Source organism: Paenibacillus sp. FSL R7-0297, from assembly GCF_038009025.1.
Taxonomy (GTDB): Bacteria; Bacillota; Bacilli; order Paenibacillales; family Paenibacillaceae; genus Paenibacillus_AQ.
In genome coordinates this window covers 5649604-5668845 of sequence record NZ_JBBPAQ010000001.1, presented here as the reverse complement: position 1 = coordinate 5668845, position 19242 = coordinate 5649604, and the positions used below count along the sequence as shown (strand labels likewise).

The 19242-nt window shown below is 48.7% G+C and carries 18 protein-coding genes and 1 pseudogene; 11 read left to right on the top strand and 8 right to left on the bottom strand.

Annotated features, from left to right (window positions below; translation table 11 throughout):
• Positions 1–28: 28 nt before the first annotated feature.
• Entirely contained in the window at positions 29–994 is a 966-nt protein-coding gene (locus tag MKZ24_RS24985) for a quinone oxidoreductase family protein (RefSeq protein ID WP_340787832.1), read from the bottom strand.
• 164 nt (positions 995–1158) lie between these two features.
• On the opposite strand from MKZ24_RS24985, the gene MKZ24_RS24980 reads away from it, so the two are divergent.
• Complete coding sequence (locus MKZ24_RS24980; protein WP_340787829.1) at positions 1159–1614, top strand: MarR family winged helix-turn-helix transcriptional regulator; 456 nt, start codon at positions 1159–1161, stop codon at positions 1612–1614.
• Between the two features lie 56 nt (positions 1615–1670).
• On the opposite strand, the gene MKZ24_RS24975 is transcribed toward MKZ24_RS24980, so the two are convergent.
• The 5 genes from MKZ24_RS24975 to MKZ24_RS24955 form a co-directional block, all read right to left on the bottom strand.
• On the bottom strand, positions 1671–2372 hold the full coding sequence (locus tag MKZ24_RS24975; protein WP_042235312.1) for a lysophospholipid acyltransferase family protein: 702 nt from the start codon (positions 2370–2372) through the stop codon (positions 1671–1673).
• Between the two features lie 113 nt (positions 2373–2485).
• Entirely contained in the window at positions 2486–3280 is a 795-nt protein-coding gene (locus tag MKZ24_RS24970) for an ABC transporter permease (RefSeq protein WP_340787825.1), read from the bottom strand.
• A 1-nt stretch (position 3281) separates the two neighbouring features.
• Positions 3282–4079: an ABC transporter permease gene (locus MKZ24_RS24965; protein WP_042235315.1), complete on the bottom strand. Its 798-nt coding sequence runs from the start codon at positions 4077–4079 to the stop codon at positions 3282–3284.
• Positions 4076–5056: an ABC transporter ATP-binding protein gene (locus MKZ24_RS24960; protein WP_042235317.1), complete on the bottom strand. Its 981-nt coding sequence runs from the start codon at positions 5054–5056 to the stop codon at positions 4076–4078. Before MKZ24_RS24960 ends, MKZ24_RS24965 begins: the two co-directional genes overlap by 4 nt.
• Before the next feature lie 136 nt (positions 5057–5192).
• Positions 5193–6221, bottom strand: a complete 1029-nt coding sequence (locus tag MKZ24_RS24955; protein WP_052416276.1) for an ArsR/SmtB family transcription factor — start codon at positions 6219–6221, stop codon at positions 5193–5195.
• Between the two features lie 205 nt (positions 6222–6426).
• On the opposite strand from MKZ24_RS24955, the gene MKZ24_RS24950 reads away from it, so the two are divergent.
• The 3 genes and pseudogenes from MKZ24_RS24950 (at position 6427) to MKZ24_RS24940 (ending at position 8573) form a co-directional block, all read left to right on the top strand.
• Positions 6427–7197, top strand: a complete 771-nt coding sequence (locus MKZ24_RS24950; protein WP_340787816.1) for a hypothetical protein — start codon at positions 6427–6429, stop codon at positions 7195–7197.
• Positions 7198–7322: 125 nt separating this feature from the next.
• Positions 7323–7666, top strand: a pseudogene (locus MKZ24_RS24945) (ArsR/SmtB family transcription factor).
• A 43-nt stretch (positions 7667–7709) separates the two neighbouring features.
• Positions 7710–8573 (top strand): aldo/keto reductase, encoded by an 864-nt coding sequence (locus MKZ24_RS24940; RefSeq protein WP_340787813.1) that lies wholly within the window; start codon positions 7710–7712, stop codon positions 8571–8573.
• A gap of 111 nt (positions 8574–8684) precedes the next feature.
• Here MKZ24_RS24940 and MKZ24_RS24935 read toward each other — a convergent pair whose 3' ends face one another.
• Positions 8685–9119 carry a MarR family winged helix-turn-helix transcriptional regulator gene (locus tag MKZ24_RS24935; RefSeq protein ID WP_340787810.1) on the bottom strand — a complete coding sequence of 145 codons (435 nt, stop codon included), beginning with the start codon at positions 9117–9119 and terminating at the stop codon, positions 8685–8687.
• Between the two features lie 117 nt (positions 9120–9236).
• Between MKZ24_RS24935 and MKZ24_RS24930 the strand changes: the two genes are divergently transcribed.
• The 7 genes from MKZ24_RS24930 (at position 9237) to MKZ24_RS24900 (ending at position 17889) form a co-directional block, all read left to right on the top strand.
• Complete coding sequence (locus MKZ24_RS24930) at positions 9237–10208, top strand: aldo/keto reductase (RefSeq protein ID WP_340787808.1); 972 nt, start codon at positions 9237–9239, stop codon at positions 10206–10208.
• Positions 10209–10487: 279 nt separating this feature from the next.
• Positions 10488–11150, top strand: a complete 663-nt coding sequence (locus MKZ24_RS24925; RefSeq protein ID WP_340787806.1) for a TetR/AcrR family transcriptional regulator — start codon at positions 10488–10490, stop codon at positions 11148–11150.
• Entirely contained in the window at positions 11134–12441 is a 1308-nt protein-coding gene (locus MKZ24_RS24920; RefSeq protein WP_042235329.1) for an MFS transporter, read from the top strand. Before MKZ24_RS24925 ends, MKZ24_RS24920 begins: the two co-directional genes overlap by 17 nt.
• Positions 12426–14744 carry an ABC transporter permease gene (locus MKZ24_RS24915; protein ID WP_042235331.1) on the top strand — a complete coding sequence of 773 codons (2319 nt, stop codon included), beginning with the start codon at positions 12426–12428 and terminating at the stop codon, positions 14742–14744. The genes MKZ24_RS24920 and MKZ24_RS24915 overlap by 16 nt, the downstream gene beginning before the upstream one ends.
• Before the next feature lie 9 nt (positions 14745–14753).
• The gene (locus MKZ24_RS24910) at positions 14754–15512 is read left to right on the top strand and encodes an ABC transporter ATP-binding protein (protein ID WP_197073116.1); all 759 of its coding nucleotides are present in this window, start codon (positions 14754–14756) and stop codon (positions 15510–15512) included.
• A 72-nt stretch (positions 15513–15584) separates the two neighbouring features.
• On the top strand, positions 15585–16298 hold the full coding sequence (locus MKZ24_RS24905) for an ABC transporter ATP-binding protein (protein WP_042235334.1): 714 nt from the start codon (positions 15585–15587) through the stop codon (positions 16296–16298).
• Positions 16291–17889, top strand: a complete 1599-nt coding sequence (locus tag MKZ24_RS24900) for a hypothetical protein (protein WP_042235336.1) — start codon at positions 16291–16293, stop codon at positions 17887–17889. The genes MKZ24_RS24905 and MKZ24_RS24900 overlap by 8 nt, the downstream gene beginning before the upstream one ends.
• 324 nt (positions 17890–18213) lie before the next feature.
• Here MKZ24_RS24900 and MKZ24_RS24895 read toward each other — a convergent pair whose 3' ends face one another.
• Positions 18214–19215, bottom strand: coding sequence for a tryptophan--tRNA ligase (locus tag MKZ24_RS24895; RefSeq protein WP_042235338.1), 1002 nt, complete (start codon positions 19213–19215; stop codon positions 18214–18216).
• Positions 19216–19242: the final 27 nt, after the last annotated feature.

The following is a 19242-nucleotide window of genomic DNA, read 5'->3' as shown; positions in this document are numbered from 1 at the left end:
GCTTAGATAATCCAGGTCAGGGGATTACTTAATTCTCCGGCGTGAATACTACCCGCTGCTGACTGCCAGCCGGAGTATTCCACACTTCTTCAATCTTGGACAGCGGACAAGCAATTGGGTTCGCAATAAGCTTGCCTCCAGCAATCGCATCGATGAGCGCCGGGAATTCGGCTAAGTATCCGGCCGGAGTCACAGACCCTTGGCCGCTGCCGATGATCTGGAAGTTGGCCGAGCGGAGTGCGGCAGAAGGGATAGCGGCATCCGCTCCGGCAACAGAACCAATCTGGATCCAGGTCAAGAGCCGGCTGCGGTCAGCCCGGCGGGTCAGCAGCGGAATCATAGCCAGCCCGGCAGGTTCGCCCCAAAGATAGTCAAGAACGATATCCACTTCGGAAGCAGCCTCGCCGAGGCGCAGGGCGGATGCTTGTGGATCACCCGCAAGCGACACTGTTACATCAGCGCCGAGCGGCGTAAGCGAACGGAGACGCTCCGGGTCCCGCCCGGCAGCGATAATCTGACTGGCGCCCATAAGCTTGGCGATCTGGACAGCCATCTGTCCGGAATTGCCGGTAGCGCCCAGAATCAGAACCTTGAACCCGGACTTCGCCTGAACCCGGCGGCGCAGGGTCACCCAGGCTGACATGGCCGGATTCATAGCGGCAGCGATGAGCACAGGATCGGCATGAGCCGGAATTGGCACACTGCGCCGCAGGTCAATTACGGTTTTGTCGGCAAAAGATCCTAGAGCAGTATCTGTTGTAACGAAATAGACTAACTGACCGTCCGGCAGCCTTCCTACCCCGTCAACACCAGGGATCAGCGGCAATTCATCCGTACTGGTATAGTGAGAGCCATTAGCCTGTGCCCGTACCCGGAGATGCAATCCGGCTGCAAGCACATCAACCAGAGCTTCATGTTCTCCCAAGGGTACCGGAGTATCGTGGATTTCATATTTCGGACCTGAATCGAAGGATCGTACAATAGCAGCATACATAATATTGGCCTCCATTTGCCCCATGGGCGTTTTTTTGTTTGTAAAACAAACTAATAAGTTTGTAATACAAACAAATATAGTTTGTTTCACGTACAAAGTCAACGGCGATTATGATACAATGTGGACAGCAGGTTAGATAAATGATGAATCCCGGAGGGGCGTATATGAGCAGTTACGATGATTCTTTTGATAAGCTGGATGATCTGTCGATTGTGGACAGTCTGGTGCAGCTATCCTTCCTGATCCAGAACATTCTCGCCAGAATAGGGGCGGAGCATGATCTCTCGATCATTCAGATTCGGCTGCTGGGTATCCTGCGCGACAGGGAACCGGGCATGCTGCAGCTGGCCAAGCATCTGGGACTCGATAAATCCAGCATTACCGGACTGGTGGACCGGGCCCAGCGACGCGGACTGGTTGAGCGAATCGTGTCACCCGCCGACAAACGGGGATTCAATGTGAGGGCAACTGCTGCGGGGTGGCAGATTATTCATGAAGTAGGCGAGCAGATTGAGCGTCAGATTACGGAGGTAACCGCAGGGCTTACTGAAGCGGAACGTACACAGACCATTGCTCTTGCCAGTAAGATTCTGATTACTGCGCCTGGGGCAAGTCGCTGAACTGAAAGAAGGCCATCCGCAAAGGATGGCCTAGAAATTTCAAAGGATGGCTCAGATTATTTATAGACTCCCCGATAGCCTTCGGGTAATAATTCTGCTATTTTTTTCATTATGTAGGTGAGGGTGAACTCTTCATATTCTTTTTTATCCTGATCCTTCGCCCGCTGGAGTAATTCAAATTGTTGTCCGATCTGGATATGCACATCTGCCTTATTGAACGTTTCCGCCTTCATATCGCCATCTTGATGAATGGGTAAAAGCTTCTCTGTCCCATATAACCCGACAGGTACAATGGGAGCTCCGGTTAATCTTGCTATAAGAAGGATACCTTTCTTCGCTTCAATCAAACTGCTGGCTCTGCTTCGGGTTCCTTCCGGAAAGATCAGTAAGCTTTCCCCTTGTTTAACAAGCTTTATTATCTTTTCGAGACCCTCTTTGTCAGCGGTATTGGGCTTAATAGTAGTAGTCTTCAGTACATGGACACCGATGCTGGTCACTGCATTATTTGACAGCTTTTCCCCAGCTACAAAAGTAGGATCAATCGCTTTTAGAGCCTTGTCCAGCACTAATCCATCCGAATTGCTTAGATGATTACTTACAAAAATAGTGGGTGTTTGTATTTCTTTTAAGTTTTCACTGCCGGTTATATGTATATTTGCATATTTGTTCAGGTAATTATTTATTATATTTTTCGATATGGATATGACCCATTTATCCGGCAAAAAATTTATGATTCTTGCCGCTGTAGCGGTAATCATATACGTATCCCCCCCAATATTCACTTGTCATCAAGGATACCATATCCAGGCCTGAAGATTAATGTCTATTGGAAGAACGAATAAAACCTTCATTCCTGAAGGCCTTATGTATCCTACTCCATCTCCATAGTGCCTTTAACCCTTGCTAAATATTCCGCATAATAGAACAGCAGTATACCCAGGAGAAAAAAGCCGCATCCAAGCAAACCCTCTACGGCCATCTGGGTAAGGAGGGTTGTAAATCCATTATCCCCGGTACGAATGAGCAGTTTCGTCGCTTCTACACCTCTTGTTAGCGGGAAAAATTCAGATAATCTGTACATCCAGTCCGGCATATGAGAACGCGGGAAGCTGGCTCCGCTGAACAGAAGTAACACGCTTGCAAGCAGATTGGACCAGATATGCATCGACGGTGACCAGAGCGCAAAGCTTGAGATCACAAACCCGAGTCCGCAGGCAGCGGAAATGGATACGGTCCACACGAGGCCAAGCCATGCAAGCTGCTCACCCGAGAAGGTAAGCCCAAAGATCAGCATTCCGAAAGCGAGTCCAAGAGCTGCCGTGAATAGGCCGCTGACAATATGAAATATAGCCCGGGCAAAAAAGACGGCAATTTTGCTGGCAGGGCTTGCCACTACCAATTGCAGTGTACCCATCTGTCGGTCAGTATTGATAACGGTCATCATTCCGAAGACCGCGTTCATCACGCACAACAGAAGCGCATTCGAAACCACATAACCGGCAAGATTGCTTCCCTGAAAAGCGTATTTGGCCAGCATTGCGAAGAAGAGCAATTGGCTTAACGGGTTAATGACCATAACCATCAGATAGACACCGGGATTAAGCCAGCCGAACAGTGCTTTGAACGATAGGTGCGCATGACGGTAAAACCGGGCAACAGATTTCATTTTAGAACACCCCTAAATTTCCATTTATTCTGGCTCGTCTCTCTACAAGCCGGTAGTAGGCAAGAGAAATAACGAGATAAAAGACGGTTAACATCAGCAGTGCTCCCCAAGCAACAATAAGCTCATCCTGTTTCATATCCTTCCTGCTAATGATTCTTAGTAATTCTATGGCCCAAGTAGGGGGCAGCACCCAGGATAAAGGCTTGACCCAGTCCGGAAGTACGGAGACGGGAAACATGAACCCGCATATGAGATACACCGGATATTCCAACATGTTCATCAGGGCATAAGCCTGACGGGACAGCGTAAAAGACATAGCAAGAAAGAAGGAGAAGACCGACAGCGCGCATAGGACAAATAGGTAAGCAAGTATGAATTGCAACGGATGCCCAATAATCACTGGAACGCGGTAAATGACGATTAAATAACAATAAGAAATAAGCATGGATAATGTTCCCCATAGGGTGTTGGCTATAATTTTGCCGGCCAGCGTAAGCCCGAATGGGATAGGGGCTGTGAACAACAGTTCTAAAGTTCCATAGTACTTCTCACGGTTAACATCACTGGCTGAAGAGAATACGATGGAGGACCAAAGGGTAATGAACCCGGAGCCCAGCACAACATACTGAAAAATTTGCTCCGCAGAGGAATTTCCGTATACCAATATCGCTATGGTCGAGAACAGGAATGGCATCAGGAAGATAATAAACTGGAACATTGGACGGGCGAGCGAGAGCTTCATATGTACTTTAATCGTATGGAGTAAGGATCTCAGATCCGGGGTAAGGGTGTAACTCATGAGGCATCCCCGCCTAATATTTGAATATAGACATCCTCTAAAGTAGGCGTTGTAATCGACAAATTCGCCATTCTTACCGGGCCTGCAATATGATACAGCTCCATGATGAGCTCTTGGGGAAAGCGGGTTTGAATTCGCAATCGCTGCAGCTGCTCCGGCTGATCAATTTGCAGATGGAGGGTTGCCGGATGCGCCGTGATTATCGCCTGTTCCTCCTCCGTAAATTCAGAGATGCTGCAGGTTACAACGGAAATTTGATCGATTCGCTTCTTAAGCTCCTCTGGAGTGTCCAGTACAGAAATCAGCCCTTTATCAATAAAAGCGATCCGGTCGCAGAGCTCATCCGCTTCAGGCATGTAATGTGTAGTAAGCAGAATCGTCGTGCCCTGGCGCTTTAAATTATGCAGAATATCACGCAGCTGCCTTGCGCTCACCGGGTCAAGCCCGATCGTCGGTTCATCCAGGAACAGAATTCTCGGCTCGTTCACCAAACCGCGGGCAATCTGCAGCTTTTGCTTCATGCCTTTGGAGAAGGTTTCGACTCTGCGGTGGGCAACTTCGCTCAAACCTACCAGCTCCAGCAATTGTGGAATCCGGCTCTTCTGCACCTGGCGGGGGACTTTATATAAATCTGCAAAATAAGCGAGATTATCATAGGCTGATAACCGCCAATACAGATTGCGCTCTCCGCCGAGAATAAAGTTGATCTGTGAGCGCAGCCTCTTGAATTCCTTCACGGGGTCAAGCCCGAGAATACGAACCTCGCCGGATGTCGGCGTTAGCAGTGTGGTCAATATTTTAATCGTTGTTGTTTTACCAGCGCCGTTTGGACCTAATAACCCGAGAATCTCCCCTTCACGCACAGAAAAGCTGATACCCTGAAGAGCCTCGACGACCTTTCGCTTTCTTCTGAAAATCCCTTCCTCGGTTTGATAGGTCCGCTTCAAATTATGCACCTGAATGATTTCTGTGCTCATGTAAGATGATAACCTTTCTTATATAAGATAAACGTCTTATATTAAAATAGCATCTGATTTCTGTTTTAGGCAAGTACATTTTTGTGATGAAATGAAAAACGACCACCCGGTTAACGGATGATCGTCTAATTCACAGCTATTCCATTTGCACAAAAGAACTCAGCTCTTGCAGCAGCTTCCCGAACCTGGAATGATCAAGCTCGAAATATTTAATGTTGCCAACCTTCTCCTCAACGATCAAGCCGGCTTGCTTCAATATTTCCAAATGATGCGAGATCGTCGCAGTCGTTAAATCGAGTGTGTTCGCAAGCCTTGCCCCGTACTCCTTGTGCTGATGGAGAATCCGCAGAATCATAATGCGGTTCCGATCAGATAATGCCTTCAGCTGCTTCTCCAGTTCCAGGCTTCGCTCCAGGGTATTCATTGGAGCGTTATAACAGCCATAAATAACGATGCAGTTATGTTTATCGAATATCCGGATATGATGGGGAGTCAGGAAATAAGAAGGGATGAAGTAAAACGTCTGGTAGTTACTGACTCTGCGAAACGTTTTTTCCATCAGCTTTTGCGCTAAGTGAAGCGGCTCCAGTCCGAAGGCTTGAGCTTCTTGAATGGCAGCCTCATATAAGCCTTGTTTGGCCTGCAGATGCCCGCGAAAGACAGCGGAGTCTGTTATCTCCTGCAGCAGGAGCTGGATCGATGCGCGGATCGGCTTGATTTCAGTGAACATGACCTTCATGAAATCCGGCTTATCGCCAAACATGGAGGCTGCATTGACCCCCAGATCAGCAGTTGTATCCGGATGGAGCAAAGCTTCAGCGATCTGCTGCTGTGGCACTTCCCCGCCAAAAATATAGAATAGATAAGACTCGTCAGACAGCCCGGAAATTTCATCCAGGAATAACGCCATATCATTGAAATGGGGAAACGGAATAAAAAACTCATACAGGTACATAAAATCCCAACGGCTTCTTATTCTCCAGCTAGTAATAAAGGCATTGGCCTCAGCAGATAACGCTTGATGCAACAGCTCATGCTCATGCTGTGCATAGGAATGCTGGTCAGCCTCGGTATAACTTGATAATAATGCAATAGCTTCCGCTACAGAAGAGATTGTATGTATAACTGTCTTAGTAACGTTGTTCTCACTCTGTTCGAGCGCCAATGGACATCCCCCTTTACTCTCATTTCAACATAAGAGATGAAACTTCTTTTGTCAAATTGCCGGTGCGCGCTTATATCTTGACAGCAACAATTCAAACATGATAACTTTACGGTAGATTAATAAAGGCAATGTAACCTTAGGGTTCAACCTCGCTGAGAAGTGGGGTTGGACCCTTTTTGCATTCCCGAACCAGAGGAGGATTCAGATGTTGAGAACAGAGTTGCTGCTGCAGCGGCTGGACGAAATCGGTAAGTCACTGGAGCGTACGGGCGATGCTCTATTATTATTAGGTGTTGGTTCCGTTGGGGTCGAGACGGCACGGATGGATGAGTATTCAGATTTGGATTTCTTCGTTATTGTGAAGCCGGGAGTGACCCGGAGATATATCGACCAGTTGGATTGGCTCGAAGCCATACAGCCTCTTGCCTATGCCTTCAAGAATTCGGACCTTGGATATAAGGTGTTGTTCGAGGATGGTATTTTCGCGGAATATGCTATATTCGAGGAATCGGAGCTGGCGGATGCCGCTTACACGGAGGGCCGGGTGATATGGAAGAATCCGGACTTTGCCAATTCGGCAATCGCCAGACCTTTAAGACCGCTCCCTTCCCCGAAGGAGGATTCCCTGGACTTTCCTTTGAACGAAGCCTTAACCAATCTATACGTAGGCCTCGGACGTTATGCAAGAGGTGAGCGTCTATCCGCTACGCGGTTTATTCAGGGACATGCGATAGACAGGATTCTGTCTGTACTCCATCTGCTGGAGGACGAGATTGATTATTATCCCGACCCGTTTGGAAATGAAAGACGGCTCGAGAAGAGATACCCCCGTTTTGCAGAGATTATCGGCGGGATGATTCAGGGATACGATCATGTGCCCGAATCGGCACTATGCATTCTGGATTTCTTGGAAGAGGTGTATCCGGTCAATCCAAGGTTAAGCGATGAGATCCGGCGGTTAGCCAAGCTAATGTAAAGTAACGGCCTTGCTTCCTGTTATGGGAAAGAAAGGTTCTTGAATTTCTTTCCCGAAATGCAGGCGGGGTGGAATTTGTGGTATCTTATTTCCGTTCAAAGAAATAAACGATTTAACGAAAAGGGGTGATTTCCGTAGACCAGGAACTTGTAGCTGCTCTTGCCATCGAATTTAGGAACTCGCTCAAGGTGCTGAACGCGGTCGGAGATGAGACCAGCAGGCCATCCTGTTGGCCTTGCTTCAAGGGCCGCAGAATCCCGGCATGCGTGTAGGTGAGATAAGGGTGGAAACCCACTTATCCCGTCCGGCCGTTTCGCATCATCTGAAAATATTGAAAGGTGCACAGATTATAAGCGTCCGGAAAGAAGGAACACGTAACTATTATCGTCTGGACACCGGAAGCAAGCTGATGTTGTTGAAAAGCTTAGTAAGCGAATTGGAAAAGGCCCTTGTACAATGTGACAGTTAAGCATCGGGGCCGTAATCCGGAAGAAAAAGGGAGGAGACCGTCAATGAATCAGACAGTTCAAGCCGTGAACGGGGTAAACATTCCTCAACTCGGGTTCGGCCTCTATAAGATCAAGAATGGGGAAGCCTTTGAGCGGACGGTAGAGAATGCTATCCGGAGCGGGTACCGCCATTTCGATACAGCAAAAATTTACGGCAATGAAGCGGCACTGGGCCGGGTCATCCTGCACAGTGGCATTGACCGTGAGGAGTTCTTCATTACCTCCAAAGCCTGGACGACGGATCTTGGGTATCATGCGACGAGAAAGGCGTTCGAGCAGACTTGCCGGAAGCTGAACGTAACGTATCTCGATATGTATCTGATCCATTTCGCCGGTCCTCATTATGCAGAAGCCTGGAAGGCGATGGAGGAGCTGTACGATGAAGGAAGAATCAAAGTCATAGGTGTTGCCAATTTCGGGATACGGCATCTGGAGCAGCTCAAGAAGAACGCCCGGATCATGCCGATGGTGAATCAGATCGAAACTCATCCTGAATTCCAACAGAACGAATTGTATGACTATATGGTTCAGAACCGGATTCTTCATGAGGCGTGGGGGCCGCTAGGGCAGGGAAGCAAGGTGCTGCTGGAGCATCCGGAGCTGACAGCCATCGCCCGCTCTCACCGCAAGTCGGTTGCGCAGGTCATTTTGCGCTGGCATCTGGAGCGCGGGAGTATTGTGATCCCTAAGTCGTCAAATCCGCAGAGGATCCAAGAGAATAGCGAAATTTACGACTTTGCACTGAACCGGGAGGAAAGGGATCGAATCCGGCGGTTGGACAAGGGGAAGAGATATTCCGTAAACCCGGCAGGTCTTATGGTTAATCCTGTGTATGTGACATTCATGAAGCTATTCATTCCGAGGTGACTCCGCATATAGACAATGAACATAGAGAAGAGGCCAGCCCGCGAGGGGATGGCCCTGGAGGTACCGGGAATTGCCCGTAATGATGTATTGCGGCAGACGTATCTTAAGTAGTCAGGGTGTTTTCGTTCTCTCCGCCAGTGTAGTAATTGACTTAATATCCTCATCGGTTAACTGGTCCAGAAAATGCTTGCGTATTGCCTTCGAGACTATGGGAAGGGCTGCCTCCAGGGCGGATCGGCCGGCAGAAGTAATGATGATTTGTACACCCCGGTCTGTGTCCAGCGGTTTTCTTAGCACGAGACCCCGTTTCTCCATCCGCGTCAGATGATGGGATAACCGGCTTTTATCCCAGTCCATAGAGTCAGCCAGCTCCTGTTGGCGAAGCTTGCCTTCCCCGAATTGTACCAGCCGGTCCAATACTCCGAAATCGCCCTCGGATAGCCCTGTATGCTCAGACATCTCTTTCACAACGCGGCCAAAGATCCGTTTGAACGAGCCCTTCCACATATTCCATATTCGCATTTCATCTTCGTGTAATTCGCTCATATTATCCATAGGAGGATCATAGCATGGTTGACGTATCAACCACAAGATGCTATTGTATGTTTGTTGGTTGACACGTCAACCTGAGGATTCATAAACATATAGGAGTGTGACTATTCAATGGAATATGTGAAGCTTGGACGAAGCGGCTTGGACGTATCGAAGTTAAGTCTTGGAACCATGAGCTTCGGGGTACCTGAACGCGGCAATACCCCGTGGTCGTTGAATGAAGAGAACAGCAGACCGATTATTAAAAGAGCAATCGAATTAGGCATTAACTTTTTCAGTACTGCTAATATGTATTCCGATGGTACCAGTGAAGAGATTCTCGGAAGGGCCATAAAGGATTTTGCCCGCCGGGACGAAGCTGTGATTGCCACGAAGGTCTTCGTTCCAATGCGTAAGGGTCCGAATGCTATGGGGCTTTCCCGTAAAACCATAATGACCGAAATTGATAACAGTCTACGACGGCTTGGAACAGACTACATTGACCTGTATCAGATTCACCGCTATGATCCGAATACGCCGATTGAGGAGACGATGGAGGCTCTCCATGACTTAGTGAAGGCTGGCAAGGTTAGGTACCTTGGAGCATCCTCCATGCTGGCATGGCAGTTTGCGAAGGCGCAGTCCACCGCAGAGCGAAACGGCTGGACACGATTTATGGCTATGGAGAATAGACTTAACTTGCTCTACCGGGAAGAGGAAAGGGAAATGCTCCCGCTTTGTAAAGATCAGGGCGTAGGCATCACTCCTTACCTGCCTCTGGCCGCGGGCCGGTTAACCCGGGATTGGGATCAACGCACCGAACGATCAGAGAATGACCAGGTAGCCAAGGCGATGTTTATCAGAACAGAAGAAGCAGACCGCAAGGTTGCACAGAGAGTTGCCGAGGTTGCGGCGAACCGTGGACTACCGCGCGCACAGATTGCCCTTGCCTGGCTGCTGCACAAGGAGGAGGTCACAGCTCCGGTCATCGGGTCGACCCGCATCAGCCAGCTTGAAGATTCGGTTTCGGCATTGTCTGTTCAATTGACACCTGAAGAAATCACAAACCTGGAAGAACTTTATATCCCTCATCCAATGATCTAAATAGACTGAAGTTGTAATAAGAATGTGATTCTCTATGTAAAAAAGAAGAAAGGCGCCGGAGCTGCGCCCTTTTTTTCCTGAAATATAAGAATTTATATGTTTCACATGATAACTTATCCTTCTATTTCTCGCTGAAACGGTACCGTCCTTACAAAAGGACGGCAAAGCCGTTTCTACTTGTTTGTAACATTTTTAACGCGACAGCTCTGCAAAGGCATGTTATTGTATAATCAATTACCGACAGACAGTCGGTCGGTACAACTTGAGGAGAACTAAACCATGAGAATTGTAAAAGAAGCCGAAATACGCAGAAATGAAATCCTTGACGCAGCAGAGGCTCTTTTCGGACAGAAGGGCTTTGACGGCACCAGCACGGGCGATATTCTGAGCAAGGTCGGCATTGCACGGGGGACGCTATATTATCACTTCAAGTCGAAGGAGGATATTATGGATGCGCTGATTGAACGGACGAATGTCAATATACTGGGGGCTGCGCAGCACATTGCCGCTGACAAGAGCATACCTGTCATTGACCGGATTCTCCGCGTGGTTATGGCACTGAACATTAGCGGCGGAAGCGGAAGCAGCACGGAAATCATGGAGCATATCCACAAGCCGCAGAACGCGCTTATGCATCAGAAAATACAAAAGGCCATCATCAGCGGTGTTCCGCCGATCCTGACGCCGATTATCTGCGAAGGCATTGAGCAGGGAATATTCAACACACAGTATCCCTATGAATGTATGGAAATGGTTGTGATCTATGCGAATACGATTTTTGATGATGACATGGTTGAAATGACGGATGAGGTACGCATGTCACGGGTGCTGGCGTTTATTTCGAATGTAGAAAGGCTGCTCGGGGCCGAAAGCGGAAGTCTGATGAGCGTAATGCATTTGTTCGGTAACGGAGAGGAAGCCAGAGATGAAAACGGCGAATAGATCAGGCAAAGGGTTCAGTAAATTTCTGCTGCTCTGGTCAGGGCAGCTGATTTCAGCAATAGGAAGCGGGCTTACCTCGTTCGGGCTGGGCATTTATATTTTTCAGCAGACCGGTCAGGCATCCGCGATGGCACTGGTAACTTTGCTGGCGTTTCTGCCTTCCCTGTTATTAAGTCCACTAGCGGGGGTGCTTGCGGACCGCTATGACCGTAGGCTGCTGATGGTACTGGGCGACAGTCTTTCCGCAACCGGACTTATTTTCATACTGATCTGTTTACTGAACGGAGAAGCGCAGCTGTGGCAGATTTGTGCGGGAGTGACTATTAGCTCGGTGTTCTCCTCACTGCTTGATCCGGCTTATAAGGCTACGGTTACGGATCTGCTCAGCGAGGAGCAATACACGAAGGCTAGCGGTTTTGTTCAAGTGGCGGGTTCGGCCAAATATCTCATTTCGCCTGTCATCGCCGGATTTCTGCTCGCGGTTACAGATGTGAAGCTGCTGCTGGTGATCGACATCTGCACATTTTTCGTAACCGTTGCTGTAACGCTAGCTGTACGCAGCGGTCTTTCCCCGAAGAGCTCCGGGCAGGCACAACCCTTTATCCGTGAATTCAAAGACGGCTGGAGAGCTGTTTCCGGTAACCGGGGCGTGCTGGTGCTTGTGGTTATGACCTCTGTAATGACATTTTTTATTGGTTTCATTGAGACCCTGTCCATGCCGATGATCCTGACTTTTAAGGACAGTGCGGTATTAGGTACGCTTGAGACTATTATTGCTTCGGGGATGCTTGTGTCGAGTGTGATTATAGGAATGCTGCCGCTCAAGAAGGGTTTTGTCAAAATCCTGTCAGTGTCACTCTTTTGCTCGGGAATAAGTATGGCGGCTTTCGGACTCCGTGAGAATATTGTGCTGATTGGCATTTCAGGGTTTCTCTTTTTTGCCATGCTGCCATTCACGAACACAGCCCTGGATTATCTGGTCCGCACCAACATCGATAATTCCGTTCAGGGAAGAGCCTGGTCACTGATCGGACTGGTTTCACAACTGGGGTTTGTCGCCGCATATACGCTGGCGGGTGTGCTGGCAGATTATGTGTTCACTCCATTGCTGGTGACAGGCGGAGTGCTTGCAGGCAGCGTGGGGAGGGTCATCGGCACAGGCAGCGGGCGGGGCATGGGACTGCTCATTATTATCGCAGGGCTGCTGTTAAGCGTAGCCTCGCTCATCATTTATCATTTGAAATCGATTCGAAGCCTTGAGAACAGGGGTGACATATGTACTACCGAATAATCCGCAATGATATTCTCAAAAGCAAAGGGACCACTCTGACCACGATGATATTTGTGGCGGCCGCTGCGATGCTTGTTTCTCTGTCAGCAATCCTGATCGTCAATCTGTCCGGAGCCATTGATACGCTCATGAAGCAGGCCGGAACACCACATTTCATGCAGATGCATTCCGGTGAACTGGATAAGTCGCGGTTTACCGCTTTTGCCGAGCAGAACAGCAAGGTTGATAAATTTCAAGTGCTTGATTTCCTCAATGTTGAAGGTGCGAGGATTGTAATCGACGGCCAATCGCTTGCGGACAGCGTTCAGGATAACGGCTTCAGCACGCAAAGCGGGAAATTTGATTATCTGCTGGACCTGGACGGGAACGTGATTACGGCAGCTGACGGTGAGGTCTATGTTCCGGTAAGCTATATGAAGGATGGCTCAGCAAAAGTGGGGAGTACGGCCAACGTCGCCGGCAAGAATTTCACTGTAGCAGGATTTCTGCGTGATTCACAGATGAACTCGCCGCTCGCCTCGTCGAAGAGATTCCTTATAAGCCAGCATGATTATGCGGAAATTCAGGGTTTCGGAAGCACAGAATATCTGATTGAGTTCAGACTCAGAGATCTGTCCATGCTTGGCGCATTCGAAACAGACTACACCACTGCAGGTCTAGAAGCCAACGGACCAACCCTAACCTATCCCCTGTTCAAAATGGTGAATGCTATTTCCGACGGACTTATGATCGCGGTCATCCTCCTGGCAAGTGTGCTAGTTGTTGTTATCGCATTTATGTGTATACGTTTTACACTCCTTGCAACTATAGAGAGCGATTACCGTGAGATCGGTGTGATGAAAGCCATCGGATTACGTGTTTCTGACCTGAAGAAGATCTATCTTGCGAAATACGCAGGTGTGGCGGCGCTGGGCAGTGTTCTCGGATTTGCGCTTTCGTTCCTATTCAGAGGTCTGCTGCTTGAGAATATCAGGTTATACATGGGGGAGAGTGAGAACTCTGCGCTTGCCTTAGGCTGCGGAGTCATTGGCGTACTGCTTGTATTCCTTGCGGTTACCGCTTATGTGAACAGGGTGCTGACACGCTTCCGGAAGATTTCCCCTGCAGAAGCCATCCGCTTCGGTACTTCACAGGAACAACTGGCGGGCTCGAAGCGTTTCAATCTGAGCGGGAACCGGCTGCTGAATACGAATGTTTTTCTAGGTATCAAGGATGTCCTGTCGAGGAAAAGGCTATATGGCACAATGCTCGCTGTACTCATAATTTCTGCATTTATAATGATTGTTCCCCAGAACCTCTACAATACGATTGCCTCCAAAAGCTTCATCACCTACATGGGAATCGGAGACAGTGATCTGCGCCTGGATATTCAGCAGACCGGCAATATTACTGAGAAGGCTGCTGATATTGCTCAGGTCATGGAGAACGACACAGCCATCTCCCGATACGCTGTACTTACAACACAGGCTCTCAAGGTGAAGCTGGAGAATGGATCAGTGGAACGGTTAAAGGTTGAGATCGGTGACCATTCAATTTTCCCTGTAGCCTATTCTGAAGGACGTGGGGCGGCTGCAGAGGACGAAGTTGCCCTCTCGGCTGTGAATGCTGATGAGCTGGGCAAAAAGGCTGGGGATCCCATTACACTGTTGGTTGACGGGGAACCCAGGGAGCTTACAGTATGCGGAATTTATTCGGATGTTACCAATGGCGGAAAAACGGCCAAAGCCGTATTCACCACGAATTCAGCGGAAGCCATGTGGTCCGTTATTTATGCGGAGCTTGCAGATCCATCGCTAACCGGCAGTAAGGTAACCGAATATGCGGACCGCTTCAATTATGCGAAGGTGTCGGGGATTGATGAATATGTTACACAGACCTTCGGCTCTACCATCAGCTCAGTCGGTAAGGCCTCCCGGTTAGCCATTATCGTGATGCTGTTCATCAATGTACTGATTACGCTGTTGTTTATGCGGATGCTTGTGGCCAAGGACCGGCATGCCATTGCCGTCATGAAGTCACTCGGGTTTACGAATTCGGATCTGACTGTACAATATTTCTCACGTTCGGTATTCGTGCTGCTTATCGGGATGGTTCTCGGCACATTGCTGGCAAACACGCTCGGGCAGGTACTTGCGGGTGTACTGATTTCCTCGTTTGGAGCTTCATCGTTCAAGTTCGTGATCAATCCGCTATCGGCGTATGTATTATGTCCGCTGATGATGGCAGGCTCAGTGCTGATCGCCACGATTATCGGTACAGCAGGAACAGGACGAATTCAAATATCCGGGAATATTAAGGAGTAGGTCATGGAGATGAAGAAGATGATTACCGGTATAAATATAACCAAACATTACGGCACCGGTGATGACAAGCGTAATGTTCTGGACGGAGTGTCTATCGAAATTAAAGAAGGGGAGTTCGTGTCAGTTATGGGACCTTCGGGCTCTGGTAAGTCGACGCTGATGTTTGCGCTGAGCGGAATGGAGCGGATGGACGGCGGACGGGTTACTTTTGACGGCAGGGATCTGGGGACACTTGCGGAGAATGAGCTTGCTGACCTGCGCAGAACGGGAATGGGCTTTGTGTTTCAGCAGCCGACACTAATGAAGAACTTGAACATCCTGGATAATATTATCCTTCCATCCATGCGTGACAACAGACGAAACGCCGCAGGGATTACAGAGCAAGCAAGACAGCTTATGCAGAAGGTGGGAATCGCGGAGCTGGCGAAGCGGGATATTACGCAGGCCTCGGGAGGGCAGCTTCAGCGTGCAGGGATATGCCGCGCATTGATGAGCAGCCCGAGAATTATTTTTGGTGACGAGCCGACCGGTGCGCTTAACCTGAAAGCTGCCCAGGAGATCATGGACCTGCTGTCCGAGATCAATGCGGAGGGTACGGCGGTCATGCTGGTCACTCATGATGCAACGATTGCAGCGAAGACGGAGCGGATTATGTTCATGTGTGACGGCAGAATTGTGAGCGAAATGCGGCTGCCAAAATACAGCGGCAAGGATATTGAGGAGCGGGTGAACAAGCTCACGGCGAAAATGCGGGAGATTGGTATTTAGTGAAAATGAACGATTAGCGCAGGCTATACGTATTATAGTTATTTGCTAACACCAATGAAGAGGTGAGAGGAAATGCTGACGATCAAACATTTTACGAAGAGTTATAAGGGCGGAAAAAAGGCAGTGGATGACCTCAGTTTAGTGGTCGAGCGGGGCGATATCTATGGCTTCATCGGTCACAACGGGGCGGGCAAAACAACGACTATCCGCGCTGTAGTGGGCGTGCTTGATTTTGAAGAAGGGGAAATTGAAATTGATGGAATCTCCATTAAAAAAGATCCGTTAGCCTGCAAGGCGAAACTTGCCTATATTCCGGATAATCCCGATCTGTACGATCATCTTACCGGCATTCAGTACTTGAATTTCATCGGCGATCTCTTTGGCGTATCCAAGGCAAACCGTGAGCGGCTCATCCAGAAATACAGTGATGCTTTTCAGCTTACGGCCAATTTGGGCGATATGATCTCCTCGTATTCTCACGGGATGAAGCAGAAGCTCGCCATCATCTCCGCGCTCATTCATGAGCCTAAGCTCTTAGTGCTCGATGAACCTTTTGTAGGCCTTGATCCCAAAGCTGCGCATACGCTGAAGACCATCATGGCTGAGCTGTGCAGCAGCGGCGGGGCGATCTTCTTCTCGACACATGTGCTGGATACGGCCGAGAAGATTTGCAATAAGATCGCGATCATTAAGGGAGGCCAGCTGATTGCCCATGGTAGCACTGAAGAGGTGAAGGGCAAGAATAGCCTTGAGGAAGTATTCATGGAGCTGATCGACAATGATTAATATCTGGAGGTTAACGAAGCTGCAGCTGATGTCCTCCTTCGGCCTTAATAAAGCACTGCATACCAAAGATCCTGCAGAGAGACGCAAGGCGCTGCTGCTCAGCCTAACAATTATCGCTGGTGTACTTATGATAGGAGCGATGTCTTTCAGCTACAGCTTCATGATGGCTAAGGCTTTTGAAGAGCTCGGACGGATGGATTTGCTGCTGGCCATTATGATGGCTGTCACTTCGATGGTCGGGTTCTTCACAACGGTCTATAAGGCCAGTGGTGTATTATTCAGCTATAAGGACTATGATATGGTGATGTCGCTGCCGGTGAAGACGAGTCATGTTGTTGCGAGCCGTGTGCTTCAGCTATATGTGATGAATCTGTTTTTCACCCTGCTGGTTATGCTGCCGGCCGGTACGGTATATGCGATGCAAGTGAATCCGGGTGTGATTTTTTATCTGTTTTTTCTAATGACGCTTCTATTCATCACCTTACTGCCGATTATAGCGGCAACGATTATTGGCTCATTGATCAGCTGGATATCTTCAAGGTTTAGAGCAAGCAAGCTGATTAGTATACTCTTCACTTTTGCCTTCATTATTGTACTCATGCTGGGTTCATTTAATCTTAACGGAGACGAGCAGGAGCTTGCGGATTTAGGGGCTGGGCTGGGTGATGCGATCTTTAAGCTGTATCCTCTGGCTTCCGTGTATGTGGATGCTGTCTGCTCGTACCAGGTACCTTCATTGATCTTCTTTATTGCTCTGTCTGTACTTGCATTTGTACTCTTCTCCACAGTGCTGGCAACACGGTACAAAGCTATCCATACGGGACTAATGACAAGCCACGCAGGCAGCAAATATACTATGAAGCCGTTGCAGGCAAATTCTGCATTCAAGGCGTTGTATCTCAAGGAGCTGCGCCGCTACTTCAGTTCTACTAATTATGTGCTGAACACAGGCATTGGTATGGTTCTGTTACTGGTAATGTCGGTTTCCTTATTGTTCCTCAGTTCAGAGAAGCTCGGAGCCTTGCTTGAAATTCCGCAATTATCACAGTATTTGAGCACGCTGAGTCCGCTTGTGGTTTCCTTATTTGTGATTATTAGCTGCACCACGGCAAGTTCGATTTCGCTTGAAGGGAATCATCTGTGGATTTTACAAAGCTCGCCCGTCTCTAAACCTACCATTATCCTCAGTAAAGTTGCCGTGAATCTCACCCTTACGTTGCCAGTCATTGCCGTAAGCTGGGTACTGCTTATCTATACACTGGGGACTGGATGGGCCGAAAGTATATTAATGCTTGTGATCCCAGTGATCTACGCTTGTTACTCTGCCATGCTGGGCGTTATTGTGAACCTGAAGCTGCCTAAGCTGGAATGGACAAATGAGGTTGCGGTAATCAAGCAGAGTGCAGCAGTGCTGGTGTCGATGATTCTCGGATTCATCAGTCTGGCTGCTCCAGCGGCTCTATTCATGCTTCTTAGTAATGTGAATGGAAATCTCCTTATGCTGATATACGCAGTTATAATGGCAGGGGGCTGCGCCGGAATGTACAGGTATATACGGGTTAGCGGGGAGCGGTTGTTTCAGAGGCTGTAGCACACAAAAGAAACCACTCTTAAAATAGGATTAAACCTTTCTAAGAAGTGGTTTCTTTGTGTTGTCTATGAACAAAGCTCATCATAGCCCCTCATGTTAATCTATTAAGGTTTAGTAACGCAGGCCATAAAAACCAGTATCATCGCATGCGCATCCGGGGAACGGGCTGGAGGATGGCATCCATATCCGTTACTGACATTCTGGAAATTATACGTTGAGTTACGTACGTTCACCGATATTCCTCCCACCAGTCTATTTTATATCATGTATGGACTTGATAATTTTACCATATCACCCGCTTAGGCTAAACTCCGCTCCATGGATCTATTTATATCGTCCGATCCTGGATTTGACCTGGGCAAGCAGAGGTGCAGCTAGGGCTCTTGCCTTCCGGGCACCTTCACTCAGGATCGCGTCGATCTGCTCTGGCGCTGCCATTAACTCATTGTATTTGTTCCGGGGTTCCTCCAGTGCAGCATTAACCACCTGAAACAGCTCCTGCTTAGCCTCACCCCAACTGATGCCGCTTAGATATTGGTTCCTGAAATCCTGTACTTGAGCGGGAGCCGCAAACTCTTTGTACAGCAAGAAAATATTAGACGTATCCGGGTCTTTCGGTTCCTCGGGAGGTGTAGAGTCTGTTTTGATTTTGCTGATCAGCTTCTTCAGGTTCTCTGGTGTTTCGAACAGCGGAATCGTATTATTATAGCTTTTGCTCATCTTCCGCCCGTCCAGCCCTGGAATCACGGATGTGTTCTCATCGACCCTATAATCAGGCAGCTTGAAGGTATCCCCATAAATCCGGTTGAAGCCTTCGGCAATATCCCTGGCGATCTCCACATGCTGAATCTGGTCTTTACCGACAGGGACCTTGTCTGATTGAAACAGCAGAATGTCCGCTGCCATCAGAACCGGATAAGTGAACAGGCCCATATTGACTCCGGTATCCGCATCCACGCCTGATTGAATATTTTGTTCATGAATGGCTTTGTACGCATGGGCACGGTTCATTAGACCTTTGGACGTCAGGCAAGATAGAATCCAGTGAAGCTCGAAGATCTCCGGCACATCAGATTGTCGATAAAAGATTACCCGCTCCGGGTCCAGTCCCAGTGCCAGCCATGTAGCTGCGATACCATAAGACAGATTACGAAACTCGTCTCTGTCCTGTATGAAAGTTAATCCATGATAGTCAGCGATAAAATAAAGCGCAGTACAATCACTGGCCCCGGCGAGTTGCAGTGCAGGCTTGATCGCTCCGATGTAATTCCCCAGATGGACTTTGCCCGTAGGCTTAATTCCGGTTAATACAATTTCCTTACTCATGTTATCCCTCCGTTTATGTATCAAAAA

Bases quoted from the DNA above. Each gene is read 5' to 3' on its own strand.
- MKZ24_RS24930 (WP_340787808.1), top strand. From the start codon at position 9,237: ATGGAATATGTGAAGCTTGGACGAAGCGGCTTGGACGTATCGAAGTTA.
- MKZ24_RS24895 (WP_042235338.1), bottom strand. From the start codon at position 19,215: ATGAGTAAGGAAATTGTATTAACCGGAATTAAGCCTACGGGCAAAGTC.
- MKZ24_RS24900 (WP_042235336.1), top strand. From the start codon at position 16,291: ATGATTAATATCTGGAGGTTAACGAAGCTGCAGCTGATGTCCTCCTTC.
- MKZ24_RS24905 (WP_042235334.1), top strand. From the start codon at position 15,585: ATGCTGACGATCAAACATTTTACGAAGAGTTATAAGGGCGGAAAAAAG.
- MKZ24_RS24980 (WP_340787829.1), top strand. From the start codon at position 1,159: ATGAGCAGTTACGATGATTCTTTTGATAAGCTGGATGATCTGTCGATT.
- MKZ24_RS24935 (WP_340787810.1), bottom strand. From the start codon at position 9,119: ATGAGCGAATTACACGAAGATGAAATGCGAATATGGAATATGTGGAAG.
- MKZ24_RS24910 (WP_197073116.1), top strand. From the start codon at position 14,754: ATGAAGAAGATGATTACCGGTATAAATATAACCAAACATTACGGCACC.
- MKZ24_RS24915 (WP_042235331.1), top strand. From the start codon at position 12,426: ATGTACTACCGAATAATCCGCAATGATATTCTCAAAAGCAAAGGGACC.
- MKZ24_RS24920 (WP_042235329.1), top strand. From the start codon at position 11,134: ATGAAAACGGCGAATAGATCAGGCAAAGGGTTCAGTAAATTTCTGCTG.
- MKZ24_RS24965 (WP_042235315.1), bottom strand. From the start codon at position 4,079: ATGAGTTACACCCTTACCCCGGATCTGAGATCCTTACTCCATACGATT.
- MKZ24_RS24940 (WP_340787813.1), top strand. From the start codon at position 7,710: ATGAATCAGACAGTTCAAGCCGTGAACGGGGTAAACATTCCTCAACTC.
- MKZ24_RS24975 (WP_042235312.1), bottom strand. From the start codon at position 2,372: ATGATTACCGCTACAGCGGCAAGAATCATAAATTTTTTGCCGGATAAA.
- MKZ24_RS24950 (WP_340787816.1), top strand. From the start codon at position 6,427: ATGTTGAGAACAGAGTTGCTGCTGCAGCGGCTGGACGAAATCGGTAAG.
- MKZ24_RS24970 (WP_340787825.1), bottom strand. From the start codon at position 3,280: ATGAAATCTGTTGCCCGGTTTTACCGTCATGCGCACCTATCGTTCAAA.
- MKZ24_RS24985 (WP_340787832.1), bottom strand. From the start codon at position 994: ATGTATGCTGCTATTGTACGATCCTTCGATTCAGGTCCGAAATATGAA.
- MKZ24_RS24960 (WP_042235317.1), bottom strand. From the start codon at position 5,056: ATGAGCACAGAAATCATTCAGGTGCATAATTTGAAGCGGACCTATCAA.
- MKZ24_RS24925 (WP_340787806.1), top strand. From the start codon at position 10,488: ATGAGAATTGTAAAAGAAGCCGAAATACGCAGAAATGAAATCCTTGAC.